Source organism: Njordella aestuarii, assembly GCF_056494165.1.
The window spans coordinates 5,649,156-5,675,462 of record NZ_CM151397.1 but is presented as its reverse complement, the minus strand read 5'-3'; the positions used below and the strand labels follow the sequence as shown (position 1 = coordinate 5,675,462).

19 protein-coding genes are annotated in these 26,307 nt (G+C 50.5%); 7 read left to right on the top strand and 12 right to left on the bottom strand.

Features of this window, described 5'->3' with window-relative positions:
* Positions 1 to 260: 260 nt before the first annotated feature.
* From SH451x_RS22165 to SH451x_RS22155, 3 genes are all read right to left on the bottom strand, one after another.
* Positions 261 to 3,359, bottom strand: coding sequence for a hypothetical protein (locus SH451x_RS22165; RefSeq protein ID WP_479359349.1), 3,099 nt, complete (start codon positions 3,357 to 3,359; stop codon positions 261 to 263).
* Between the two features lie 205 nt (positions 3,360 to 3,564).
* A complete protein-coding gene (truA, locus tag SH451x_RS22160) occupies positions 3,565 to 4,458 on the bottom strand; it encodes a tRNA pseudouridine(38-40) synthase TruA (RefSeq protein ID WP_479359348.1) in 894 nt (297 codons plus the stop codon).
* On the bottom strand, positions 4,458 to 5,498 hold the full coding sequence (locus tag SH451x_RS22155) for a hypothetical protein (protein WP_479359347.1): 1,041 nt from the start codon (positions 5,496 to 5,498) through the stop codon (positions 4,458 to 4,460). Before SH451x_RS22155 ends, truA begins: the two co-directional genes overlap by 1 nt.
* Positions 5,499 to 5,820: 322 nt before the next feature.
* On the opposite strand from SH451x_RS22155, the gene SH451x_RS22150 reads away from it, so the two are divergent.
* From SH451x_RS22150 to SH451x_RS22140, 3 genes are all read left to right on the top strand, one after another.
* Positions 5,821 to 6,969 carry a hypothetical protein gene (locus tag SH451x_RS22150; protein ID WP_479359346.1) on the top strand — a complete coding sequence of 383 codons (1,149 nt, stop codon included), beginning with the start codon at positions 5,821 to 5,823 and terminating at the stop codon, positions 6,967 to 6,969.
* A 94-nt stretch (positions 6,970 to 7,063) separates the two neighbouring features.
* Complete coding sequence (locus tag SH451x_RS22145; protein WP_479359345.1) at positions 7,064 to 8,005, top strand: hypothetical protein; 942 nt, start codon at positions 7,064 to 7,066, stop codon at positions 8,003 to 8,005.
* Positions 8,006 to 8,022: 17 nt separating this feature from the next.
* Positions 8,023 to 9,507: a hypothetical protein gene (locus tag SH451x_RS22140; protein ID WP_479359344.1), complete on the top strand. Its 1,485-nt coding sequence runs from the start codon at positions 8,023 to 8,025 to the stop codon at positions 9,505 to 9,507.
* A gap of 115 nt (positions 9,508 to 9,622) precedes the next feature.
* Here SH451x_RS22140 and SH451x_RS22135 read toward each other — a convergent pair whose 3' ends face one another.
* Positions 9,623 to 10,912: a TIGR03000 domain-containing protein gene (locus SH451x_RS22135; RefSeq protein ID WP_479359343.1), complete on the bottom strand. Its 1,290-nt coding sequence runs from the start codon at positions 10,910 to 10,912 to the stop codon at positions 9,623 to 9,625.
* A 295-nt stretch (positions 10,913 to 11,207) separates the two neighbouring features.
* Here SH451x_RS22135 and SH451x_RS22130 point away from each other — a divergent pair, with 295 nt between their 5' ends.
* Positions 11,208 to 12,959: a hypothetical protein gene (locus SH451x_RS22130; RefSeq protein WP_479359342.1), complete on the top strand. Its 1,752-nt coding sequence runs from the start codon at positions 11,208 to 11,210 to the stop codon at positions 12,957 to 12,959.
* A gap of 9 nt (positions 12,960 to 12,968) precedes the next feature.
* On the opposite strand, the gene SH451x_RS22125 is transcribed toward SH451x_RS22130, so the two are convergent.
* From SH451x_RS22125 to SH451x_RS22105, 5 genes are read right to left on the bottom strand one after another with little or no spacing between them, the layout of a single operon-like run.
* The gene (locus tag SH451x_RS22125; RefSeq protein ID WP_479359341.1) at positions 12,969 to 13,298 is read right to left on the bottom strand and encodes a MazG nucleotide pyrophosphohydrolase domain-containing protein; all 330 of its coding nucleotides are present in this window, start codon (positions 13,296 to 13,298) and stop codon (positions 12,969 to 12,971) included.
* A complete protein-coding gene (locus SH451x_RS22120) occupies positions 13,298 to 14,692 on the bottom strand; it encodes a hypothetical protein (RefSeq protein ID WP_479359340.1) in 1,395 nt (464 codons plus the stop codon). The genes SH451x_RS22125 and SH451x_RS22120 overlap by 1 nt, the downstream gene beginning before the upstream one ends.
* A complete protein-coding gene (locus SH451x_RS22115; protein WP_479359339.1) occupies positions 14,692 to 15,780 on the bottom strand; it encodes a prenyltransferase/squalene oxidase repeat-containing protein in 1,089 nt (362 codons plus the stop codon). The genes SH451x_RS22120 and SH451x_RS22115 overlap by 1 nt, the downstream gene beginning before the upstream one ends.
* A gap of 4 nt (positions 15,781 to 15,784) precedes the next feature.
* Positions 15,785 to 16,564: a hypothetical protein gene (locus SH451x_RS22110; RefSeq protein WP_479359338.1), complete on the bottom strand. Its 780-nt coding sequence runs from the start codon at positions 16,562 to 16,564 to the stop codon at positions 15,785 to 15,787.
* Between the two features lie 17 nt (positions 16,565 to 16,581).
* Entirely contained in the window at positions 16,582 to 19,656 is a 3,075-nt protein-coding gene (locus tag SH451x_RS22105) for a hypothetical protein (RefSeq protein ID WP_479359337.1), read from the bottom strand.
* 232 nt (positions 19,657 to 19,888) lie between these two features.
* On the opposite strand from SH451x_RS22105, the gene SH451x_RS22100 reads away from it, so the two are divergent.
* Positions 19,889 to 20,830, top strand: coding sequence for a dihydrodipicolinate synthase family protein (locus SH451x_RS22100; RefSeq protein WP_479359335.1), 942 nt, complete (start codon positions 19,889 to 19,891; stop codon positions 20,828 to 20,830).
* On the opposite strand, the gene SH451x_RS22095 is transcribed toward SH451x_RS22100, so the two are convergent.
* The gene (locus SH451x_RS22095; protein WP_479359333.1) at positions 20,819 to 21,676 is read right to left on the bottom strand and encodes an NAD(P)H-hydrate dehydratase; all 858 of its coding nucleotides are present in this window, start codon (positions 21,674 to 21,676) and stop codon (positions 20,819 to 20,821) included. The genes SH451x_RS22100 and SH451x_RS22095 overlap by 12 nt on opposite strands.
* Before the next feature lie 59 nt (positions 21,677 to 21,735).
* Between SH451x_RS22095 and SH451x_RS22090 the strand changes: the two genes are divergently transcribed.
* A complete protein-coding gene (locus tag SH451x_RS22090) occupies positions 21,736 to 22,689 on the top strand; it encodes a bifunctional riboflavin kinase/FAD synthetase (protein ID WP_479359332.1) in 954 nt (317 codons plus the stop codon).
* A 144-nt stretch (positions 22,690 to 22,833) separates the two neighbouring features.
* Positions 22,834 to 23,835 (top strand): DHH family phosphoesterase, encoded by a 1,002-nt coding sequence (locus SH451x_RS22085; RefSeq protein ID WP_479359331.1) that lies wholly within the window; start codon positions 22,834 to 22,836, stop codon positions 23,833 to 23,835.
* A gap of 71 nt (positions 23,836 to 23,906) precedes the next feature.
* Here the strand turns inward: SH451x_RS22085 and SH451x_RS22080 are convergent, their stop codons facing one another.
* Together SH451x_RS22080 and SH451x_RS22075 are read right to left on the bottom strand one after the other, a co-directional pair.
* Positions 23,907 to 24,926 (bottom strand): DUF2231 domain-containing protein, encoded by a 1,020-nt coding sequence (locus SH451x_RS22080; protein WP_479359330.1) that lies wholly within the window; start codon positions 24,924 to 24,926, stop codon positions 23,907 to 23,909.
* A 122-nt stretch (positions 24,927 to 25,048) separates the two neighbouring features.
* Positions 25,049 to 26,200 (bottom strand): hypothetical protein, encoded by a 1,152-nt coding sequence (locus tag SH451x_RS22075; protein WP_479359329.1) that lies wholly within the window; start codon positions 26,198 to 26,200, stop codon positions 25,049 to 25,051.
* Positions 26,201 to 26,307: the final 107 nt, after the last annotated feature.

Below are 26,307 nucleotides of genomic sequence, written 5' to 3'. Positions count from 1 at the left end.
AATCTTCATTGCAGTGATCGTGGTTAAGAAAGGACTTGATGCGAACAAGCAGTTGCCGCAATTGTACTCGAGAGACGTAAGCTACCAACAGGTGGCCTGCTGAGGCATCGATTGTAAATCGCTTACTTTCAATTGCAATCGGACGCGACTTACATTTGGCAGTCAGTAAGAATCAGCATGCAAACGTCGAATTTTTTTGTGTTCCGCAATGGGCTCGACCACTACGGAATCTTTGACCGACCAAGAAACGATTGTTGATATCAGGGGAGCAAAATCTCCTTCTGCGGTCCCAAATCGTAAAGCATTCCTCGCACCTCCCTACTCATCGAACAATCTCGAAGATCTAATTGATTTCCGTAAGGTAGAGCACGTAGGCGTTCGACGTCTTTCTCAGTCACTTTCCTGCCTCGCAGAGAGAGTTGTATAAGGTTGGGGTGATAGCCAAGCTCGCACAGTTCGGTGTTAATGTCTACGTTGCTCAGATCAAGGTAATTGAGATTACGACATTCGCGAGCCAGCTTGCCAATGATTTCCATCGATACATCGCAATTTTTGAAGCTCAAATAGTAGATCGGGCTCAAACTACATTCGCCTTTCATGTGCGATGTCAAGAATCGCTCCAGATCTTGATCACGAACTCCCGAGCCTTCGAAGTCATATCCGTACGCCCTATCGAAGGGTACAATATTTCCAGGCATCATCTTTGTGATGCAATAAAAACGGCGAGATTGATTGTTGGGAAATGAACCTGTTGTATCCCAGTCGATTTTGTTGATAAATACTGAACTCAGACAATTTTGGTAATCGTGGCCATGTAGTCCTGCTCCCCTTTCTTGCACAAGTTGAAGGAAGTCGTAGCTAACCATCGCCGTTTCTGTAAGCTTCAAATCAGGATTAACGTTCCTTCCATAGAGTCTCATCCTTTTTGTGCACAACGGAAGCGATTGGATCTTGCTACCGTCAAAAGTTAACTCACCGAGAGTCGAGTTGGCGGAAATCGCCGTATTAAGTTGTGCATCCGAAATCGCAACGTCAGGGATTCCAAGCTCTCGAATCTTTCGTGAAGCTAGCAGGACATCGATTTGGTCATCAGTCATTTCGCTACTGAGAATGGTCAATGTTTGTGGTGTAATCGATTCCAATTGTTCAAAAGTAGCCGCGTCAAGCGAGCCGTTTTTTAACTCCAGCTCAGAACCAAACCCGACAGTCCTAGACGGTAATCCCCCTGAAATTAGCGATTCTGGCAAACCTCTATTCTGACAGTCGACGCTTAAGGAATACTGAAGCAGAGAAGCAAGCTTAAGTACTGAGTCGTGATTAAGGGCCGCAGTCAACCGAATGTCTGCTCGATGGTTCTCTAGTTCAAGTCGCGACAATTGAGCGAGACCCGCGGTTCCTCTCCTGTTTAACCGAGTTTGATCCGCAAGCAGTTGAATCGAATGCAAACTCGGTGTTTGCGAACCTGTAATTGCAAATGTAGCTGATTGGCTTATGCCGGTAAAATTCCAGAGGCGTGACAAAGAATCAAGTTGGACATCGACCAATTTTACTTGGTCATCTGTGTGAACCTCGAACAATTCTAACGCAGGGCAATTTGAGATTCGTATCGTTGTAATCGGCGCACTTGCGTAAATTTTAATTGAATGAAGCTCTCCTAAGTTATGAATGTTGACTTCAGGACCAATGGGAACACTTAAGTCCGTGAGATCACGGACGTTGTTGTCACTGTATTCCGGACAAAGAGAGGTCATGCTCGATTCGACAATCAATTGCCTTAGCCGGTGTTGCTGACTGAGGGCAAGCTGCATATCGTTAGCTGCATATTCACAATCGCGCATCGTAAGTAGGCCGACCTTGCAATCCCGCAGGGCCTCTGTAGTCTGCTTGCCGATCTCTGCGCGAAGCAATGTTAGGCTGGTAGGTTCGACATCACGTATCAACTTAGATAGCAACTGGTCATGTGCGTCTGTTGATGTCCATGTGCTGTAACGAGGATTGAAAGTCGACGTAGAATTGCGAGTTATCTGATTTGCAATGGCTGAAACAGGGGAGCGAGCCCATGTATACGTTCTCGCCTGGTCTACAACAAAACCAGCATCCAGGTATTTTTGTTCGGACAGATAGGATTGGCGTGGCAACCACCAACCATCATAAACAGCGAAGGAGAAGAGCACGCCGAAGCTTACCAACCTAAGCTTCCGCAGCAGATGACGAGACCTGCTGCCATTGCGCCAAACGAGGAAGAGAAGCCATAAAGCTAGAGCTCCATTGATAAGCAGAGCGACACGACTAAACTCTTGGCCATTCCAATTGCTAAAGCGTACGAACGTAGGTATTGCATCCGTTTGTTGTGACTGTTCATAGAACGCTAGCGGCCAACACATTCGCTGTTCGACAAAACTGGTTGAATTGCCGACTTGTCTGAACTCAGTTGTCGGGCAGAAAAACAAGTAGATAAAGGCAACTGACAACAGAGATTTTGCAAGCACTCGCAACGACACTCGCAGCCACGCATAAGCCGCCGGGTGTTTGATCTCTCCAAACCCAAAGGTCTTGCTCGGCCTTTTTATCCGCCAACCTGTCTGCACAAGGGCCATAGCAATTAGGCAAGCGGGCCCCACGCTCAGCATCAACTGCAAGGAAGTGTTCAACAAGATCGTACTATTCGAGTCGGCAGAATTCGTCCATGTACTTGAGTCGTTCAAAATCAACTTGGCACAAACGGCGATGGCCATTACGAGGACGCTCAAGAACGTTAGATTGAAGAGTACCCAGAAGCGATCGCGAACCGCTACGTGCGAAAGAGCTAACCAGCTTAACATTGCTATGCCACTATGAGCGGCGCTCAGCAAAAACATCATCGAAAGTTCAATCGAGTTTCCTTTGTCGCTCTCTAGTGCGCTTTGAACGATTCCGACAAGTACCACAACTAATCCGACGATAACTAAATGTTTAAAGGTTAATTCCGAAGAGCGCGGGGTTTGTTTTTCGCCGCGAAACATGACCTGGTAGGCCGTCGTTTTTGAAAAGCACCACGCCACAGCGGCTGTTGTAACGCACTGCAGCAAGAAGATGGCTGCGAAGACGAGACGTGAGCCTGGGAATAGTAATGCGTTTGCAGCAATTGCAACTACAGGAATGGAACCGTACGCAACCAACTCTTGCGCTGTATGGCGCTGCCGTAGAACCAAAATTGCGACTGCAAAAAGTGATGCGTTGAATAAGCCAAAAAATTGCCCACTTTTAAGGATGCCAACTTCGAGCCCCAGATGACTGAATGGGATTAGTAAGAGAGTTGCCAACAGCAACACGCTCCAGACGCGAAACGTCGGATGGCTGGCTAGCTTGAATGTTTGCACAAGTGCATCCTTATTGATCTACTGTAGCAAACAAAGGGATTAACCCTTAGTCTGGTTACACAATCAAATCGTCACGTTCGAACAGTCGCTCAATTGTACAATGTTTCGCGATTGTCTGCCTTGTGCGAATGAGCCAGGCCTCTTTTAATCTCGCCTTGCGTAAGCTTGTTAGTTCAAACGATTGCACTTGTGAACCAGAGACTCGTTAATCGAAGCGCTCGTCTGATACTTTCGGTTCAACATTGTCCAAGAGCGCTTTAGTGAAAGCAAATTGCGGAAGTTCGGTATGCGGAGGGCTCATGAAAAGTTCGCTGGGATATTGAACATGCTGTAAGCAGAGTCCCCACGGTGGAGCGTTCTGCCCTGCCCTTCTCCGCGATTTCGAATGCAGAACATCGGCCACGTGACTGGTCGGGACTTCATTGCCTGACAAGATGACTAGTGTGCCAGCTATGCAACGCGCCATGTTGTAGAGAAATCCGTTCGCTTCGATATCGAGATACACGTATTGCCCGAAGCGAGCATCCGCAGTGCTGATGTCAAATCGGTGAATCGTGCGTATCGTTGATGTTCGTGGAGAACCTAATGACTGAAAGGAAATAAAATCATGTTCGCCGACCAAATGTGCGGCGGCTTCTCTCATCTTTTCAATGTCCAATGGGCGAGGAATATACCAAGAGGTTCTCGCGTCGAATGGGTCGGGGCTCTTGGCGACGCGCAGCGTATAGCGGTAGGTCTTGGCGATCGATTGCCGAATCGGATGGAAAGTTGGCACGACCTCGCGCACATCTTGTACAGCGATGTCAGGTGGTAGCCAGCGGTTGATGGCAGGGATAAGTCGATGGGGCTCGTGTGACCAGCAGGTTGTGCGAAAGCGAACCACTTGACCGATCGCATGAACACCCGCGTCGGTGCGACCACTTGCTACAGTCTTGCTGTGTTTGCGAACGGCCTTGGTAAGGGCCTCTTCCAAGACTTGTTGAACAGACGACGAATTTATCTGACGTTGCCACCCGCCGTAGTTCGAGCCATCGTAGGCAACAGTCGCGGCAAACGTCCGAAAGTCAGAGTCGCCCTCACGTGAGTTTTCAACATTCATTAACGATTCAGTGGAACAGATGCTTCGGCAACAGGATAGAGCGGCATGTACTCGGACGTTTCATCTTCCACATTAGCCGCTTCATCGTCGAATGCAAACTCGCTTTCATCGATATGAATGCCAACTTGAATGTCACTATACTCAATTGTCGAAATGGGTTTGTATTGCGCGAGCTGACCATGGCTATCTAGAACACGTTTAAAATACTCGACTTTGATTGGAACCAAATTGCGAGGACCTCCCCGAAACATCGTAATGCGTGCGTCGCTGGGGATCGCTTCCGAAGGCTGAAAGTTAAACATTCTCCCATCAACCAACGTTTGCGAATTTGGTTCAGGAATACTTCCGCGTAAGGTCCCAACCAAGCACCAAACTGGTTGCCCTTCGATTTCAGCGGCATAGATCTTGAACCAGCGATAACGATGATAGAGCGTTCGCAAGAGTTCCGCTTGTCCGCCGATAGCCAGATATAGTGAAGTGCTGGCAGAAGACTCCGGCGTTCGGTCAACGGAACCAATCGCTCGGCGGATGCTTCCTAAGTAAACACGTTTGGGCGGCGTTCCATCGTTGGAGATCGACCACAAAAGCACTCCGTCGCTCAGTTGTACGAATGTTGACTGGCTCTTTCCAGATGAGTAACGCATCACGACCTTCACTTGACCATTCCCTCCTCCGACGTGGCTGTATTGCCCGATGCCGGTCATTGTTTGGTCGAATGCTTTGGTCTCTTGTTGGATTCGGCAAGTAAGGCTCGGCCCCCAAACCGCGCGGCGAACTGCTTCCAGAACGAGAGTGTTGGGGTCGGTGCTTCCTGAAGCCGTTGCTTCGGCGGCCGCGGCTTCAGCCAAGGGCGGCTGCGCGGCTGCTTTATCTACAGCGGCAGCCCAAGCAAGAACAGTCAGCAAGACAGCAAAGCTAGCATACCTAAGTAGATCGGCTCCATACGAAGTCCAGGGCTTTAGGCATCGCGGTCGGCAAGTTGACTTAACCGTTGCAGTTTGACATTTTCGCGGCCAAATTCGCATCCAGTCATAACTCATGGGCAAGTTGTAATGGTTTTACCAAAGATTCGAGATGTACTGAGCCGAAAGAAGATCTAACGACTGCTTGGGTCGTGCAGAATTTACTTGTTCGGGATTGTAGAAACCATTCCGAATGCACGTCCAGTCAGAAACATAGGCAAAGCTAACAAAACAACGGCTGAAGTTTGGAAGATTTGGTTCGACCAACGGAAAGAATCGCACATTTCCGTTGTCGGACGCTTCGACCAGCTTTTACGGACGCACGCGGTCGCAATGATGCCCGCGAATGTACGACAGCTAGCGAGCCCACGATCGATTACTGCTCAAGGGGAAAAGCAATATGAAGATGCGATACTTTGTTGGACTGATGGCCGCATCGGGGTTCGTTCTCGTATCCAGTGGTGCATCTGTCTTTGGTGTTGAATTTGGCGTCCGCCACAATATGCCGCCGGCCAATCGACTTGCAGAGCCAGGTCCAATGGTCGGAGGACCCGGACCAGGCGTGCTGATGCCTGAGACGATCCCGGCTGGCATGGGTGCTGCAATGGCGCCGGCCATCCAGGTGTTGTTCAATCAGCCACAAGCAATGCACATTCTTTACGATGTGATTGGCGACAATACTTTCACGAGTGAGCCGCTCGTGGTTCCAGGCCGACAAGAGTTCGCTCAGGGTGGAATCTATCGCCTGAAGCTAACCGAAATCGGCGGACGCGAAGGTGTCGAGCTTTACCCAACGCTTGAGTTGGCAAGAGCGACTCCTCGTACCTCGGCATACCTCGCCCACAACGCCGTGCCAATTCAGTTTACAGAAGAAGACTTCGACCAAGCACTGTCGAGCAACTTCGTTACTAAGGTTATCTATCTACCAGACCCTGAATATCAAGGTGATGCACTGGCTGGTATCGATACCCTCGTCAGCACACGCTTGGAACCGGGACTGGATCCGATTATCGAAGCCGATCGTCGCGGTTCAATCCTTGCGATCTTGCGTCTTGGTAACAAGGACGTTGAGATGTCAGGTCCTTCCATTGCTGGAGGAATGTATCCAGGCTATGGCGATGGCATGTACCCAGGCGGCGGATATTGCGGTCCTGACGGGCAGCCTCTACCAAACCCACCAAACATGGTAGCCGGCGTATCGGCTCCGCAATACGGCATGACCTACACCGGTACTCCGATCGGTCTGCCAGGTCCACCACACATTCCATTTGGTGCACCGGCCGGGTTGCAATCGCACACGATCAAGAACCATACGCATATGAACATTCCTGGCCCTGTTGAAGACATGAAGATTCATGTTCGATCGCAACCAGGTCAATCGTATCCACAGCCACCAAGCCGCCTGCGATATCGCGAGCAGAACATCAATGCAGGATACCCTGCTGGACGACCTGCTTACGAGCATCCAAGCCGAAGTGTGCAAGCGGATATGTACTCCGCAGGACAGCAAAGTGCGGCTGGTTATGCTGCACCGACTACTGTTCACTAATGTTCTACAGCTCATAACAAACTATCGCGGCGATCTGGAACAAAAACAAGCTTGCTCCAAAGACGCCGCGATATTTGTGTTTTGAAATAGATATGTGACTGCTCGACATTGTGTTTGGCAGTCGCAAGCCATCCTAGGCAGTAACTTAACTGAAGAGAAGCGACGCACGGCAATGAAAATCAAGCGATGCAAATCGGCGATCGCTGCCATCAGCGGCGTCATGCGATCGGCCCAGACCTACCTGTGTTGCGCGATTGCGTCCGTCACGCTTTGCTCAACTTCCGAAGCTCAGGTCCAACGCCAGCAGTTGCCAGCTACCGTACCTTTGTTGTCGGAAACGCAGCCGCCCGGTGTCGTCGGTTCGATTCAATTGCAACGTCAGCCCCAACTGCGCGGATACTACCAGCCGGTTGAATTTCGTGGTCCCGAGGGGATGCAGGTTTCTTTCGCCTCAGGTGGTGTCTTTACCGAACCAATGGATCAACCCGTCAGAGCGGCCTTGTTGGTCGGAGTTCCATACAGGATCAAAGTAACGGGAATACCTTTTGAACCTGAGACTGAACTTTTCCCAACGATTGAACTTATCGATCGCACATATCCACCTGTGGAAAGAGCGCATCGGTTCCCAGTTCCGATTGAATTTGATGCAATCGATTTCGAGTCTGCTATGCGTGGTGACTTGGTTACCAGAGTTGTGTATCTAGAAGATTCGCAGAATGCAGAACCTGTAAGCTACGCAAACGCTCCGCAGCGAGTATTCGAAGCAACGCCAGGTGAAGACATGCTGATGACGGCCGATATCTTTGGCCGTGGATTAGCGATAGTTCGACTCGGCTCGCGTGTACCTTCTACGACAGACGGTTTCGCCGACGAACACTTCCTGTTCGGCTGCCCGCCAGTTGTCCCAATCAAAGCTATTCCAAATCCGGAAGAGCTTTACGAGCAAGGCATTTTCCAACGATACGAAAACGCTCCGTCACCAGAATCCTCCACTGATCGGTCTGCATCACGCGGCCGAATCGGCGACTCCCACTGACTTAGAAGCGATTAACGATGCAAACTGTTTCAGTTCGCCGAACAAAGTCCGACAGCCACGCGAGATTCTGCAAGCTCGTTTTGTCATCGGCCGCCGCATTAAGCAGCTTGACGAGCCTTGGCTGTCAAGCCACTCCGGCTAGACGTGTGGCAATGTCGGATGTGCCGCCAAATATGCATTCGGCAGCAAGCAACACAGCCCACGCGTCGAAGATGACGCGAGCTCAAAGTGTCGCCGCAACGCCTATTCGCCAAGCGTCCGTCAGTGGTAACGGCGCAAGGCAAACTCTGACAGATACTGCAGCTAGTAGCTACATTGCTCAAGCATCCTTTCAATCTCCAGCAAATGGAAGCCAAAACGCGCTACCTGCTACTCCGGTGAGTCACGATGTAAGCGTGCAGCGTCTACCGATGATGCATGACTACGCTAACATTCCTGTAGCGACGGGTGCTAATATTGGTGGCGGCGCTCACGCGGCTGGTTGCAGTTGTTGCACTTCCAATTACGGAGCGTACCAACCTGTTTATTCCAGCCAAGATTTGGCGATGACCAGCTGCGGCGCTATCGAACAGTCAGGGTATCTGCCGCCGAATTATGCTGATCCACAGGAGTATATCTATGACGGTGGAGACCAATCGCCCCTCGTTCGCATCCGAGACGACTACTCCTTAGTAGGGCTTGGCCCAGAGGATACCGTTGTGCAATTTACAACCGAAGATGGTCGTGAGTTTGCCGAGACTGGATGCCGTGCTGCAATTTATGCTCCACGCTTTGCCTCTGTTCGCCGCATAACGTCCTTCCGCGAAAGTGACGGAGTTCTCGCCGCTCGCTCGGCGTTGTTAGAACAACCTGCGGTGCAAGTCAACGCTCCTCTCCCTCCAATAATCGTCGCGGATAACAGCAAGCTGCGCCGCGAAAGCAAAGTTGATGTTATCGAAGGATTTCGTGAACGCAATCGTGGCGTGCCGATCTTAGCCAACCAAACTCCCCGCGGCTGGAGCGGTGCTTATAAGCCGTACGAAGACCTGAACGTTATTCGCACCGGAGTCTGGGCAGAAAAAGACGAAGTGCTTTTCATGACAGGCTCCAACGCCGCAAAGAGTTGGACCAACAAAGAAGAGCTAGCTGTGATCATCGACGACCAAGCTGCCGAACTGGTTGAGACAAAAGAGCAGCCGCACGAACTGCTTACCTACGAACTTGGCGGTGCACGCATTCGTATGTGCAAAGTTGCATCTCAGCAATCGGCGGACGTCGGCGATACGGTGGATTTCACCATTCGGTTTGACAACATTGCCGAGCAAACACTTTCCGACCTAGTCATTCACGACTCGCTGCCACCACGTCTAGAATACGTGCCCGACAGCCAGCAGAGTTCCATCGAAGCACGTTTCGAAGCTGTACCAAATGAAGTCGGTTCTGAAACGCTTCGTTGGAAGTTAGATCGCTCCATCGAACCTGGTGAAGGCGGGATCATCCGGTTCCAAGCGAAAGTTCGCTAGTCCAGGCTGCGATCTCGTGTGTATTTCAACTTCAAATACAAAAAAAGCCGGTCAGATGATATCTGGCCGGCTTCTCTTTTTAAGTATCTAGCTTTAATCGATTGCGTACAACGCATTAGCGCTGAGCAATACGATCATCAACCGATTCATCAAAGTTAAACGTAAGCTCGATGTCGTCACCGGCGATCAAGCGAATCGTCTTTTCCTTGCTAACGCCATCTTTTGTGACAACAACTTTATAGTCGTCCCAAATCTGACCGTTCTTCAGTTCCATCGTGCGGTACGTTCGCACTTCGCCTGTGGTCTTCGTCGAATTGCCTGCTAGACTCACTTGTGCACCCTCAGGTACATTCAAAGTCAAAGCGGTTTCAACCTCTTGGCCTGGTTCGGTAAGGTCGAATTCAACGACTTCGCCTTTACCTGGGCTTAGAACTACAGTCTTGGTATCCGAGACAACTTTGCCATTAACCGTGTCTTCAACTTTGATTTCAAAGCGATAGTCTTGGTTAGGATCGAGCGATCGGCTTACAAACTGTCGAATCTGACCAGTGCTGGTGGTGACATTGCCGTTTACAAAAACGCTTGCCGACTCTGGCACGCGAACTGTCAGTTGGATTTCGTCACCGCGGAAAGCGTTGACCGAGCTGACAAGCATGTTGGACGGACTTGAAACGCTTGCGGATGGAGCCGACATGATTGTAGGTGCCACTTCGCCGGTGCGAACGCGCTTAACCCAGCGATATCCGGCAGGTGCAGGATAGGGGCCTACCGCAGCTGGAGTGAAACCGCTTGTTGACGCACCCATGTAGCTCGAACCGTACGCCGAGCCACTGGAGCCATAAGTCGATCCACTTGAACCATAAGAGCTGGTTGAATAGCCACTGCTTCCGTATCCAGACGAGTAGCCACTGCTACCATAACCAGAGGAATAGCCGCTGCTGCCATAGCCAGTTGAATAGCCGCTGCTACCGTAACCAGAGGAATATCCACTGCTGCCGTAGCCTGCTGTGCTGTATCCGCTGCTGCCGTAGCCGGCTGTTTGGTGATGGGCGTGTAGCCGTTGGAAGAGTCGACGAACCGGGCCTGGCGCGGCCTGTCCAGAACTTCCGTAAGCGGCCGTATACCCGCTGCTACCATACGCCGCAGTGCTATATCCACTGCTGCCGTAACCTGCCGAGTATCCACTGCTGCCATAGGATGCGGTGCTGTAACCACTGCTGCCGTATCCGCTACTTCCGTAGCCGCTGTAGCTTGAATAGCCCGAGCTGCCGTATCCGCCGGAACTTCCGTACCCCGAACCATAGCTGCCATATCCGCCGGAGCTGCCGTACCCGCCAGCCGTGGCAGTTTCACCTGCAAAAGCGGCTGCCAACACCGCAGTTAATAAAGCGAAGAATTTCCTCATTATTTTATGCCTCGCACGACCCTTCATCGCAAATAATCAATGGTGCCGAATCAATCCAAAGAGATTCGGGTGTACACGCTATGGTGTAAGATAGCCGCGAAGATAGCGAATGCAAGCAGCTTGCGTAGGTTTTGCGGGCTGCGTGGTTTAGTGAGGTTGGGCTGGGGCGAACGCGTCGGTTCGTCTCAAAATGACTTCTATTGCGTTGCGCCCTTGATTTATCCTATGTTCAACGGGCTTGACCAAAATTTGCAGCATGTGAGCTCATGCAATTTGACCAATGGAGTGAATGGCAATGGACCTGCCAAATTCGTCGCCAAAACCCCAGAATTCTCCTCGACATCTGGTGAATCAGACTGCCTGCGCGGGAACATCCTTTTCGAACGGCTGTTTGACGGAAGTAGGGCTGGGCAAAGTCGGCAGTTTTACAAAGACGATAGCCCTTCTTTCTTTGATCTCCTTCTTCTTGGGGTGCCAGCCTTTCGGTATGCGACGCGATCTAAAGACCGCCCCCGTGGACGATTGGGAGCCGCCGAAGAAATCAAGTTATTCCATGCCCCGTCGCTATTCGGCGAATGTCAAAGACACGTCGGCTGCGACCCCAACGGATAATAGTGTCCAAGCTGCTCCGACAGCTGAAAGCAATGCGTCGGCAGTTCCGAAGGAGAAAAGCGTTTCGACAACGAGTGATTCCGCTTCTGCAATGAACCTCGCTGCCGGAAACGGTACTCTGCCCAACAGTGCGGCGACACCGACGGAGAAAGCCAGTGCCAGCCAACTTACAGCCACTGGCGAAGATGACCTCGATCTAGAAAGCGCCATCGCAGTCCTTCCGCCAGAACTTCAGGACGTTCTTCGAAAGCAAATTGCGGCTGCCAAACAAAAGAGTCTCGATCAAAATATTTCGACATCAACAGTTGTGTCGACGCCTGTACCCGAAAGTGTGCAGACTACCAATTCGCTATCCGATACTGGACCCACCATAGTCCAAGCAGTTGCGCCAGTAGTCATCGGTTCACCAAGTAGCGTATTAGATCAACCGTCGGCTGTCGTACCAGCCTCAGCCATTGTTCCACTTTCCACTGAAACCGCCTCAACGGATTCGGCAAAGGCGCCTGAGCAGTCCAACAGTGAAGGTAAAGTCCGCGTTTCGATCAGTGACATGAACGCTACCAGTGTTTCAGAGCCTCCCGAATCTACTCCCGCAGTAGATGAAGTCGCTTCAAGCGCCTCTGACGTCGTGCCTGCTTCCGCAACCCAACCAGTAATCGAGCCTAAGCAAAATCTCGAGAGCATTGTGCAACAAGCGACCGTCTTGCCTGATGCGACTCCACTGACTTGGCAGCAACAACTTGCCCAAGCCTGTGTTGGACTCGAAGCGGTGTTAGCCGATTCGGACAGTCTCGAACCTCGATTGCGATTGCAGTATGAACTGGCCTTGAGGGCGGTCTATTTAGCAAATAATCGCCTTGACGATGCTCTGAAACCAATCGAAGGCCTGAGCGCGAACGAACAAGAATATTTTCGTCATCAATTGCAAGCGCTTTTTGAGTCGACAAATCCTGAAGGGATTCCCGTGGCTTCTCGTCGCTGGGCGCTGGTCATGGAAAGCCAACGTAAAGCTACTAGCCATTTGGCCGCCGTTAGTACATTAGAGGTTAGAAACGTCAGCTTTTGTACTGAAGTTCAAGGGTATGGTATTACAACGCCATTTAAGACGTATCAATTCAAACCAGACCAAGACGTGCTGCTCTATTGCGAGTTGGAGAATGTCACGGCTGAAGAACTGAAATCGGGTTTCGAGACGCAGCTGCAAGGTAACTACGAAATTATCGATCGCAACGGTAAGCGGATAGCAGACCAGCTTTTGCCCATGGAAAAAGAAGTCTGCGCAAATCACCGCCGCGATTATTTCGTCGTCTATCGCATTTTTATGCCGCTGCAGATTCCTGCTGGCAGCTATGAACTTCGCCTTACGATCGAAGATATGAAGGGTAAGAAGTTCGGACAAACAAAAGTCGATTTTCAAATTCAGAAAGAAATCTGAGGAGCCGCTTCAAGGCTTTTCGGTAATCAAACAATCGCAGACGAACTGTCCGCAGCCTGGGCACCCTGCCCCGTATTTTTTGCGAAGTGCTTTGCTCAAATCGACTCCTGCTACGTTTGCGATGGTCGTCAACCATGCAATGACATCTGCAAACTCTTCTTCTAGATTCTGGCGGTCATCGTTTGTCCGCAATGCCGAAGCTAGCTCGCCCACTTCTTCCATCAGCCACATGAAAGTACCGTCAATGCCCCGCTGTACATCTTTCTCATAGTACATGCGATGGATGAGTTTTTGAAAGTCGCTCACTGAGATGGACGAATCCGAATTTTCTACGGTCATTATTTAGCCAGTCTAAAGTATTCAAATTGGACAGACGGAGCTGTCGAGTACCCGTTCAGTCCTTCTATTAACAAGACAAGTCTCTCATAGCCAGCGATTGGGACAGAGAAGCTTGTGGAGGGAGTGCTCTTATCAAGTACCGGTGCCGAATAAATCGGAACCAGCTTGCCGGCTGCGATTCCAAAGAATTTTAGCGACGCGCCAAAGTCTTCTGTTGCTAGCCCATTTTCGTTCAGAGTCTGCATTCCATTGACCCCGCTTACGGACTGCTCATTTGCATAGGGAACAAGTCGTACTGTCGCAACCGCTTTTGTCCAAGGTTTTGAAAGCGTCCATATACTTCGAGAAGGGGTGGGTACGAGCATGGCTGAATTTGTCGTTGTACGATCGATGAGCATGTCAGTTTGGTCACCTTGATAGTTGAAATCAATCGCGGGTTGGAACGTCCACGGTTTCATAATACGGTAATCAGCCAAGTCGTTCGGCCCTATTAGCTTCCAGGTAGACTCGGATGCATCAGATGCGTCGTTCACTATCAACCTTGCGCGAGAGTTTAGTGCAACGCTTTGTTCTTTCGTAAGGCTGAAGACGATTTTGGATGCCAGTTCGATCTGCGTCTCTGCCATATCAGTCTTACTTCCACTTTTAAGGGCCAGTTCGCTACCATCGGACAAACGCATACGAGCTAAAACTTTGGGGCTGCCGATCTCTTTCAAAATGGGAGAAAATCGAACTGCAGCAATTTGCGACAAGTTTAGTTTTGATGTTTCGCCCGAATGGTTAATCAGGGCAACAGTCGGAGTCGAGTTCCCGATAGTTTCGCCAATAGAATTAATGTTCTCCCAAACGCCTAACAAAACGTCGCCACTTTTGAGGTAGATGCTGTCTTCCGCTTGCGATAAATCCATTTTCCAGGCGGATAAGTACTGCGGCGGAGCGATTTTCACCGTGTCCCAGATTATGGCCGCAATAGATTCAACAGGAAGTTCTGCTAAACCGAATACCTGGTTGTTGATAAAGAGTCGACCGTCTTTAACAGCGAGGATTGTTCCGGCGATAATAGAGCTATCAGTCAGCACTACTAGTTGACGAGCTACCGCATGTTCTGGCGATTTCGAGTTCCAGGCCACAAGTTCAGATGATTCATAGCTTGCGACTTTGTCTCCCAACTGAAACGAAAACTTACCGTCTTCATCAAGTCCTTTGAAGATTGCGTGCGTCCGGGTTTCACCTACCAAATGCAACGTGCCTAAGTTGATTGCTTGCCCTTGAGTTCGGGGAATTAAAATGATTTGCACAAACAACCATGTGAACATAACAAGAATAAGCCTGATAGCAATCGGGCCTGCAGCTCTTGTTAAGATGTTGGTTAAACGTGGTGCAAAAAGATTCATTATCGCTGATAGATCGGAAGCATGCTGCGGGGAGTGTTGAGAATTAGACATGCCATGGATGTTGCAAACTCGTCACCTTGGCTTTGGTCGCTCCAGGAACCATTCGGAAGTTGCAGCGGTAGGATTTTTTCTACCAACGAACGATACCACGCTGACCAATTGGAGCGTCGATGCCAATATGCTTGAGCACTATAATAATGAGCGTAGAAAAAGTAACTAGATTGTAGAACTTGATTGGAATTTACGGGGTTCGAAAGAAACGTGAATGCCTGCTCAAGTTCATCACCCGAATTAATACCAGAGTTATAAAAAGCGACAGCCGCGGCAGCCGTTAGCGGAAATCGACTTCGTCGATCATTTAACTGATACGCAAAACCTCCGTCAGGGTTCTGCGAACGCCGAACATATTCGATTGCTAAATTGACACATTCTTCAGGTACGAAAAAACCAGAATTTTTAGCGGCACGCAGAGCCATAATCTGGCTGACGGTAACCGACAGGTCCGCATCGCTGGGGCGGGGGTCATATCTCCATCCGCCTCGATCATTCTGACTGCGAACGATTAGGTCTACGGCGGACTTAATAGTGTCTGAGTATTCTGCCTCGGGTGCAGTGCCGTGCACTTCCGTCAAGAATAGTGTTGCAAAAGCATGTTCATACATCGGTCCGTGAGACTGTGTCAGCTCATCTACCAGGAATCCGCTTGGTTTTGCTTTTGACTGGATCCTGGCAGCAATGCGTTGGATAAGCAGGCCGCGTTTGTCATTGCTTACTCGATGGCCGCGCGACAAGAAGGCTAGCCCAACCAAGGCACAGACGCCGATGTTTTGGCCCCAGCGTACGGTTGTGAACGTGCCATTGTTTTCGCGGGCTTCCAAAAAGGCGAGTCCTTCCGAAATAGCTCGATCGACATCTGCCGTGTAATCTTCGTCAAAATCCGAGCGTTCTTGTGCAAAAATCCTCGGGCACGCGAGCCGTTCGGCTACCGACATACCTGTTAAGAACGCCAGCCATTGAAGCGCACGACGTCGATTGGAGATTAAAGAGTCTCGCGTTTCCTGGACGAGTTCCTTGGGTGAGTCTCTCATCAGACTATTCCGCGGCTTTCAATGTACGATTAAGTTTCTTGAAGTATTCGCTCGTCTCCAATTCATAGCCTTTTGCAAAATCCGCAGCGTTCGAACTTCCGATGATATTGCGAATCTGCTCGGGAAGTTTACCCCACCTCGCCTTCCCGCTGCTAATGATGTCTTCGCGAAGTTGAGCTAACTTTGCTTCGTCCGACGCGGGGACCGAAGTCGCGTCACTCCCCGTCCCAGTCGAATCTGCACTGTTGCCAGAGTCGGGGGTAGTCGCTTGAGCATCACCCTCGCGTGGTTGTTCCGCAGACGATTGATCATTTTTGGGTTGTTGTTCCCGCACCGCAATTCGCTGCTGTTGCTCGGTCGAATTTTCGGCCTCTGATGAATTGGAATCGTGTGCTACCGATTGTGATTTTGTGTTGCCGCTGTCATCGGGCGGTAATAGAAATGCGTCAAGGTGCCGAACAATATCTGCTTGTAAGTTGATTGCCGCCTCCAAAAATCTTTCTCCCCGTTGATCCGATGCGCGGATTGCCTCGGAAGCATCTAACATGCGATCTGAGATCGACTTCAATTCAAGGGTTATTGCATTCGGATTTTGGTCGTCACGCGGAAACGCAGTAGTCGACTCACTTGCAGAGGATTGGCTCAGAGTTTCTTCGAGATCCGAGAGCAATGACGATTCCTGAGCTAACACTGGCTGACCGACGAACAGCGTAATTGAAGCCGCACCGACGTAGACACCGATCAAACGCATCGCGCGCGTTATTCTGGAATTCAGGCAACTCATAATTAGTCTCTTTTGATTCATTGCATCCCCTGGATCTGGGTGATCAGTTCACGGAGTCGCGCTGCGAGCGCACCCTGCGTAGATTCGATCGCATTCAATTCTGTGCTAACTCGTTCCTTACCGCGAAGACTTTCTGTTTGCTCGCGGAGCATTTCTTGGATTTCGCGGATCACTTTCAATTCCCTAATAAAGCCTTTGTTGAGAGCGTCGTTCTCTGAGGGGCTGTCATCGCCTGTTGACTGTGATTGATTTGCGTCATCAGGCTTTTCGCTTGGTTGGTCAGTAGATTTCGACAACGCAAGGAGAAGATTCTCGGCCATTTTGGCTTCTCGCAAAGTTGCTGAATTCACCGTTCGGCGAATTGTGCTGGCTGAAACGCGTGTTAGGAGTCGTGCTGCTTCGGAAAGTGTCCAGTGATAGTACTGCGGGTTCGAAGAGCTTGCTAGGTGATCTTGGATCTCTCTCGCCAGTGCTTGCTGCTTCGCGCCAAAGTTCCCGAGGCCTGCAGAATCTGAATTGAACTCTTGCACGAATACTTCTAGCTCATTATTTAATTCCTGTTGGGTTTTTATCCAACCACTAAGAAGTGAATCAAACGCGCTTGTTCCGGTTGCATCTTCAACGCCGCGATCTGAAATTGCGTTCTTCGGTTCGGCGGTCCCATGCAATTGTTCTAATTGGTTGGTGATGGTCGTTTGCTTTTCAACGGCAATCGGAAGTTGGCCGAGACGCAATGCTCGCTCTGCGGCCGCCATCTCTTCCAATATATCAGCTTTTCTCGACTCCTTTTCGGGGGGCGTAGCTTGTCCTCGATATTCATCGGCGATCGCCTGCTGTTCGTCAGCGAGTCCATCTAATAAGTCACGGCGAAGCAATCCCTTCGTTAGGCTGTCGAGTGTGGTATCCAAAAGCGCTCGTTGCCGCTTGATTAGTTCGAGGCCGTCGGTTGTGTCTAAAGAACTCTGGAGACCTTTTTCAAGAGTGACCTGCAGCGACTCAATTTCTGCAAGCAGTTGGTGTTCAGACTGGGCAATTGACTCGAGCTGCTGCGTTGAAACCGATGGCTCGTTCAATGCCTGTTGCAGCTTGCGTTGAAGCTGCTGATATTCAGGAACCAGTTTTTTATCGATAGCTTCGAGTGCCGTTCGAAGTGAATCGATCGGTTCAGTCGAGTTGGACTGATTCGCAGACATCCGAGCAAGAGTTTCTGCAATCTTTGTACGTACTGATTCGTTGTCGCCACCAAGCTGTCGGGATATTTCCTGCCGGATGTTTTCAAGGCGAGTAAGTTCTCGCTCAACGGTTTCATCCTTGAGAGTCTCGCTTTCCTTTAGCAGTTCGTCTGCTGTCTCCGTCGCTCTTGTCTGGTCTTCAGTTAAACCTTGGAGAGTCGAAACAATATCGCTCGCCTGCGACGTGAGCATTTCTTGTTTCAATTGCTCTGTTAGGCGTCTTATTACTACAACATTGGAATGCGAGGTCTGACCTGCCGAATCTGTGCCCACTAACCATGTTTCCGCTTGATTGCTGACCGCAAGAATCTTGTTGAGGTCGCTGGCGAGAAGTGTGTTTTCGAAACGAAAGCGAGCTAACGGCGATTGTTCTGTCGCCTTTGGACCAAGTTGGATCGGGATACGAATTTCTTGAGGTGTAGTATTCACTTTCGCATCTGGCAACTCGCGAACGACTTGGAAAATCTCACGCATGCCAAAGTCATCTTCGGCTGTGCCCGTAAATGTACAGGAATTTCCAGTTGCAATTTCGGTACGTTCGCTCGTTAGGGTTAGGCTCGGAGGCGCGTCTTGTTGAACATGAATTTGCAGGGCGATTGGTATTTTGTAAGTTGCTCCATTCAAGTCAGTGATGGCAATGATGACGTGAAGTTTTCTGACGAGTGGCAGGGAGGCATTTGAATTTGCTCTATTCTCTCTCAAATCGGGAAAGACTTGTTCGATGGTTCGACTCTCTCGCGGTTGTTTTGTGAGATTTGCGGGAGCGGTGACAGTAGTAGCATCGGGCGATTCGAGCAATGAACTCTCCAGCAAAGAAACGTGATACGCCGACACAGGCTGGGTGAGTCGAATTTTTAGCCTGACTGTGGAACCGCTGACCACTTGTAGCAACGGTTGCGAAGAGATGAATTGGCTCTGATTGAGATGTTCGGGCCAAGTCACCGTAAACTCATGTGATTGAACCTGAATTGGTTCAACACACCGGATCTCGATGCTCCTCGATTTCGAGCGTAGGCTATTTGTGGCTTGAACTGTTAGATCGGAACGAACATTTTCGATGAGGAACGCTGCAGCGCCGTCCGAAGGCTTATCCAAAGGTATTACGTTGTTAAACTGTCCATCCACATTTAGCTTAGCGGTTGATAGGGCACGAGTGTCGTTAATGGATGACTTGACGAAAAGGGTGAGGTTTTCACCGAAGGGCACAACTGCGGGCGGAGATACAAACTCCAATTCCGGCGTCCATTCTGAGGGATCGCCAATCGCTAGATTGAGCACATTGGCTCCATAAAAGCGAAACGGAGTGGACGAACTTAAAGCCGCAGTAAGCAATCCAATCAAGGCCATTGCTATCACCGTTCTCGTCAACGGTTGCGACCGAGAGACGGTGTCACTCCAATTGGAAGTGTCGAGTGTTCGGCTCGCGTACACTAAAGCGTTATCGATTTCGCGGCTGGCCGCCGGTTTGCTTGAGCTGCGATCTAGCAACATGGCAGTCGCAACAAGAGTGGCTCTTTCGTGCGTCGTTCCAGATTTTACGCAACGTGCTAGCTCAGAAAAACTCGGTGGGAATCTCCACAGTCGTAAGATACTCCATGCATCTACCGCCAGAATCATCAATGCAACGCCGAGCGCAAGTCGCACCTCCCACTTGCCGACCCCGACCAAGTAATCCAATGCAATCAGGATGCCGATACCTAGAGCCGCATAGATTGCTATACCGGCTACTCGACCGACCGAATGCCAGAAAAGCAACGTAGCTCGGAATTTTAGAAAACGCTCCCGCAGCTGGGTTAAAACAGACACAGGCAAATAAGCCGGCTGATCCACAGTCGGAACAATGGGATTGGAACTTGCCATCGGGCGAATGCTATTGGAGCTGCAAAAGACTAAGTGTTTTGAAACCGGACAGTGTGGCAGCTCCTATCGTACCACGCCGCTCGCTTCAGACGAAATCGAAACTATGGGTGGTTTGATCATTGTCCTGAAGTAAAGCAGGGACATCTTCAGAATTGTAGAATCAGTTACAATGTATCCTCCAGTCTAAAATCCCACCGGTTCTGCCAAACTTTGGCATCTAGATAAACAGAAAATGAACTCACAAAATAGCAATCGACTTTCAGGATTATTTGTCCCCAATATTACGCCGACACGGGCCGACGGAACGCTCGATGAAGAAAAACTGCGAGCCTACATCGATTGGTTGATCGGAAAAGGAGTCCACGGTCTATATCCGAATGGAAGTACCGGTGAGTTTCTGCGTTTTTCCGCTTCCGAACGACGTCACATTATGGAAGTCGTCGTTGATCAAGTTCAAGGTCGCATACCAATTTTGGCTGGGGCCGCTGAAGCCAATGTGAAAGAGACTATCGACGCATGTAATTACTATGCTGACCTGGGAGTTCAAGCAGTCGCCATTGTTTCGCCCTACTACTATCGACTGAGCAGCGACGGTGTGTATGAATTCTTTCGTTCGATCGCAGCGGACGTGCGAGTGAATGTGACGCTATACAATATTCCCATGTTTGCATCTCCCATCGACTTGGACACGATCTATCGGCTTGCCATGGATTGTCCCCGAGTAGTTGGTATCAAAGACAGTTCAGGCGATTTGCCAAATATGATGCGAATGATCACGCGTGTTCGACCTCAGCGATCCGACTTCAGCTTTCTGACCGGTTGGGATGCCTCTTTAGCGTCAATGCTGATCGCTGGATGCGATGGCGGTACGAATGCTTCGACGGGCGTAGCGCCGGAGTTGACTTTGGCAATCTACGAAGCCGTAAGGAGCGGCAATGTCGACCGAGCAATGTCACTTCAATACCAACTTCTGGCATTGTTTGATCTGATGATCGGTGTCCAGGAATTTCCAGAAGGTTTTCGGCGAGGGACTTCGCTTCGGGGTTGGGATATGGGGGTATCAAGGCAGCCTGTAAGCGAGTGTTCGCGAAGAATTGCTGACGAATCGGAGGCCAAGTTGAAGCTTGAACTAGAACGAATCTTAGCAACGCTCCAGGCCCAATCAGGCGTTTGATTTAAGGCGACCGAATGCTTGGGGCAGGAAATCGACTATATCGGTGGCCAGAACACTTGGGCTGAGAATCTGCTCAGCCGCTAAATCGGCAGCGAGTCCATGAAGGTGGACCGCAAGTCTGGCTGCCTCGAATGGTGACATCTTTTGACAAATGAGCGAAGCGATGATCCCGGTCAACAGATCGCCACTGCCGCCGACGGCCATCTTCGGGTTACCGTTGGAATTGGTGAACTGATCTGTTGGATCGATGATTACCGTACGGCTGCCTTTGAGCACGATGACGGCTTCGGTTGATGCAGCGAGTGCCTGGGCCGCTTGGATTTGTCCCGGACGGTCACTTGCTTCAACGTTGCTCAAGCGTTGGAATTCTCCTGGGTGCGGAGTAAGTATTCTCGGCCCCGCGGTCGTGAGATCGCTCCAGTCTCGCTTCTTAGCTAGCATATTTAAAGCGTCGGCATCGAGAATCAATGGGACTTGGCAACTTTGGTAGAGTTCTAGAACCAACCTTTGCAGGTCGAGTGATTGCCCCATGCCGGGTCCAATGGCTACAGCCGAGTATTTGTGCAGGGATTTTCTAAGAGAAGCGGTCGCCGCGCGGGATATTCGGCCACGCCGGTCGCATGGCAGAGGGACAGTCATGAGGACGGGGTGAAATGAAGCAACGGTGTCAACGCATACGGAGGGCGTAGCCACTGTTGTGAGCCCTGCTCCGCTACGAAGGGCTCCCAGGGCCGCAATTGAAATGGCCCCGGCCATGCCGTAGGAGCCGCCAATCAGTAAGGCGTGCCCGAAATTACCTTTGTTCGAATCTGAGGGCCTATCCTTTAATGAAACAAACTTGTCCACGGCAGGTCTTCCTTGGGAGGGACTGTGAAAAAAACTCGGGGCGGCAATAATGCTTCGCCATGTCTGTCTACCGCACCGATTTTAAATCCATTCCCGAAGCGTTACGTTCTTGCGCGGTGACCATCGGGAATTTTGACGGTGTTCATTTAGGGCATCAAGCGCTAATACGAGCTCTGCTGGGCCAAGCAAGCAATGCCGGAGTTCAATCGGTCGCGGTTACCTTTGATCCACCACCCGCAGCGCTGTTGCGCAAGGACTTCAAACCATCGATCCTAACACGACTCGATCAACGCGCCGCATTGTTGCAGCAATATGGCGTCGAGCACGTCGTGATTCTGGAAACCACACATGAACTTTTGGGGCTGTCCGCAGAAGCATTCTTTCAAAAGATTCTCGTGGATCAGTTTGAAATCCGCGGAATTGTGGAAGGTTCCAACTTTTATTTTGGAAAAGGACGATCAGGCAACGTTCAGACGCTTCAAGAGCTTTGTGATCACCATCAAATCCCCTGTGAAATCGTCGCAGATCAGTTCGTTAACGGTCTTTCTATAAGCAGTTCGACAATTCGCCAACAAGTTCTGGCGGGGGATTTGCAAAGTGCTCAGCGTTTTCTAGGCCGACCCTATGCCCTGCAAGGGACGGTTGTACATGGTCAAGGCCGCGGACGATCTCTCGGTTTTCCTACAGCAAATCTGGCGAATATCCAAGCTTTACTACCGCCGTTTGGCATCTACTCAGGGCAATGTCAGATCGACGATGGCAAATATGCAGTTGCTACTCACATCGGTCCCAACGTGACGTTCGAAGAGGAGGAAGCCACGATCGAGAGCTACATCCTTGATTACGATGGAGATCTCTATGATCGCGAATTGACAGTTGAGCTTTTCCAAAAAATTCGGGGGCCAGAAAAATTTTCGTCTGTAGAAAGTCTGAAGGCGCAAATCCATGACGACGTCGAAGTGTGTCGTGCCATATTCAAGAATCACCAGAGATTGGCTGCAAAATTAAGTTAGGCGTAAAACCGGTTTCGAATTGTGGCTATATTGAGTAGGGTATTAGCACAAACATTGCTGCCCAAAGTCACATTGATCGACGTAGAACTTTCGTTGTCGCTCTCATTTCAAATATAAATTTCGATATCCATGTCAGGAACCTCTGTGTCAAACCGTTTCGATCTGAATCGAGTTGCCGAACTCATCAGCAAACATCAACGCTTTATCCTTACCAGCCACATTCGCCCTGATTGTGACGCGTTGGGTAGTGAGCTTGGAATGGCTGGCATTCTAGAATCACTTGGCAAAAAGGTCACGATCGTCAATGGTCACCAAACTCCTCCCAGTTTGAGCTTTCTGGACCCAGCTCAGCGGATTGAAGTTGTTGGAGATACGATCGACGCTAGCGAAATTGTGGGCGATTGCCTGATTGTGCTTGATACAAGTGCGTGGGCACAACTCGGGCCAATGGGAGATTACTTGCGACGTTTCAGTGGCACTAAGATATGCATCGATCATCATGTGGGCGAAGATGATCTCGGTACGCAATTCTTCAAAGACACCAGTGCGGAAGCCACTGGGCAGTTGGTCTTCCAACTGGCCAAGCATCTTAAGGTTAACATAACAAAGGCAATGGCGAGTGCGATTTACTGTGCAATTGCTACCGATACCGGTTGGTTTCGATTTGCGTCCACAACCAGCGACACTTACCGCGCAATTGCTGAACTGGTAGATGCTGGAGCAAATCCATCGGAGCTTTATGGCGATCTGTATGAGTGTGATACGATTGGTCGAGTGCGACTGCGAGGTCGAATACTTTCACGCACCAATTCCGAGCTAGATGGTGCATTGGTGCACACATTTGTGCGCAAAGATGATTTTACTGACACGGGAGCGCTCCCGAGTGACACTGAAGATGCGATTAATCTTACGCTTGCCATTGCCAGGACGAAGGTCGCTGTGATCCTTGTTGAGCAGCTAAAGGGCGGCTTCAAAATCAGCTTCCGCTCTCGATGCCATGTTAATTGCAACGAACTGGCAAAAAATTTCGGTGGCGGCGGACATCGCGCAGCAGCGGGAGCTTTTCTTGAAGGCGAATTTGAAGATGTGCAAAAGCGCGTACTTGAAGTCGCTCGACAGGCCCTGCAGACACCGGCACGTGTCTAATCGCAAGTGGTAAGACCGGTTAACCTTCGTGAAAACGCGTTTTATCGAACGCGACTCCGGCGCTTGTGATGTTATTCTTTAGCGGGCTCGATGTCAGGAGTTGTCGCTGGAGGTAAAGCGGGAGCTTTATCGTCGAAGCCGAGCTTCTCCATCGCCTTATGCAAGATGTCACCATAAACGACTTCACCTCCCTGATGGCCGGTGATACCGACCAGCATAGCACAGACGACAAGCCCCATTCTCCAAACGTGCCCTCCCCTGCCCTGACGCATCGACACCGTCGCAATTGCGGCGATTAATAAAGCCAAGATCGTTGTTCCGATACCGAACCAGCGGTGCCGATACAGCAATGCTTGGTCGTCGGACATGTCTGCAAGCGGCATTAGCCCCGTGTAGTTATATCCCCGCTGCGGTGCGAATCCCCAACCAGCAACTGCCGAAGCAACGGATGTGAGTGCGCCAAAGATCAAACAGAAGAACGCAAACTTCTTGGCCGTTTCTCCACCACCTAAGTAGGAAAAGAAAGAGGCACCTGCACCCAATATTAACAATGCAATTGGAAAGTGGACCACTGCCGGATGGAAATATCCGCTGGCCGATAAAATAGCACTCGCCGTTAGTCCTTTCGGAACGTCAGCGATGCTCGCGAGCTCAGGAGCTTCGTCGCTGTGTGGAGCGGCCAGCTCATCAGGCCACGTCGCACCTTCATCGAGCCAAAGCTTTAGAATCGCCAATTCGCCAGGTGGAAGTGGTTTCTCCGGCGGCATGATTAACGATTCTGGATCCACTTCCTTGGAGACAGCGATGAGGTAGTCTACCCAGAGGCTGCTAGCATCGGCTCCGGATGAGTCGATGTAGCTCGACATGGAATCGCGATCCAGAACCTCCATTCCATTTTTTGCCTCCTCCCCCTCGTGGCATTCAGCGCAGCGCATTTTCAGGATCGGAAGAACATCTCGCTGAAAATCGATGATTTTGCTGGGCTCTTGAGCAACAATGGGTAACCCGTGCGAAAAAGCGCTGAACGCGATTGCACAAAGTATTAACAGAGAGGTCGGCCGGGAAACATGCCAGCCCGAAGGTGTGTTCATCAAATCGACATTTTGGCAGGATAGTTGTGGTGAGACTGATATCTTATCGTGTTTCGCCACAGATTAACAGCATTCGGCCTTCAGCTTTCGGACGCTTGCCAGATGAAGGAGCGTTCGTACTGTTAAAGTGCAGTGTGCTCCAAGGCCTCGCTAATCGCGTTTGCCTTTTCCGTTTCACCGCTCACGCGAAGCAGCGTGTCTAAAATAACTTCGGCATCCGTTGCTGAAATCTCCCGGCTGCTGTTAGGCAGAATCGTAGGCTGTGTTTGGCCGGTGCGGGCAGCGCTCACAAATTTGGCGTTTGGCTCCGGCGAATTCGATCGTGTGAGAATCGCTTTCGACGCATTTTGAATCGCAGTTTCCAAAACTTGGTGCTCGCTAGCGAGCCGCTGCGTAAATCGCGCCGATAGCATCGTCGCATCAATCGCGACAGCACCGTCGTGGGTCGCCAAGCGAAAGAGCGACGCCACTTCATTTTCTGATTTTCCATTTGCTAGGCCCAGCAAGCCCGCGCGCAAAACAACTTCGCTTGGCAGTGCCTTTCGGACTTTCAGCAATTGCGTGCAGGCGTCCTCCGCTTCCTGCATCGCACCTTGGTCAACCATGTCGTCAATCAAGTCAACTGCGACGTCCAGCCAGCTAGCCTGGTCGTCAATTTGATAAGGCTGCTGGTTCCGGATTTCAAGATGGACCGGAGGCGACGCTTGGCTTGGGCTGGCCGAATCTTCAATAACAGTGGGAACATAACCCGAGTAGTTCGCGGACGCAGGAACGTAGCTGCAGCAGTCGTTGTAGATCGGTTGTGGCTCGCAGCAGTTTGTCTGACTGTAAAAACTGGTAGTAGGATAGACGCAGGGTGACGTTGGATAGCGAACGATTGGAACCGAGTACGTCGAGTAAGCATTCCAAGTGGGCAGATACGTATGGTAGCTGTAAGTGTAGGGTAAGACGGAGTAGTTCAAGCTGTTGTAATAGCCATAGCTCGTGTAGTACGGGCGGTAGCGATAGTGATGTCCCAGGCCGCGGTAGAAAGGTCGATAAGTGCTGTAAAAAGGACGCGACCAAGTGAGTGATAGGCCGAAGTTGTTGGGGTAGAAACTTGAGTACGAGCTGTAGTAGTACGAGTTCGTCCAAGCATAAGGGCGGGCATAGGAAGCGAATCCTATGGCAGGCGTTGCGTAATACGCATGGCGATGATGGCCGAAACCACTTGCAGTGTTCGTCGAGAAAGTGGACACCGCAATCATGCTGAGAAGTGCCAGTGTTTTTCGCATACGTTAACGCCTCTAAATAGAGCGACATGAGCAGGTTGGAATACTGCTATTGTATGTCAAACTGCTGGTGAAGCGAAGCTTTTAACGAAAATGGGACGTCGTGGCGC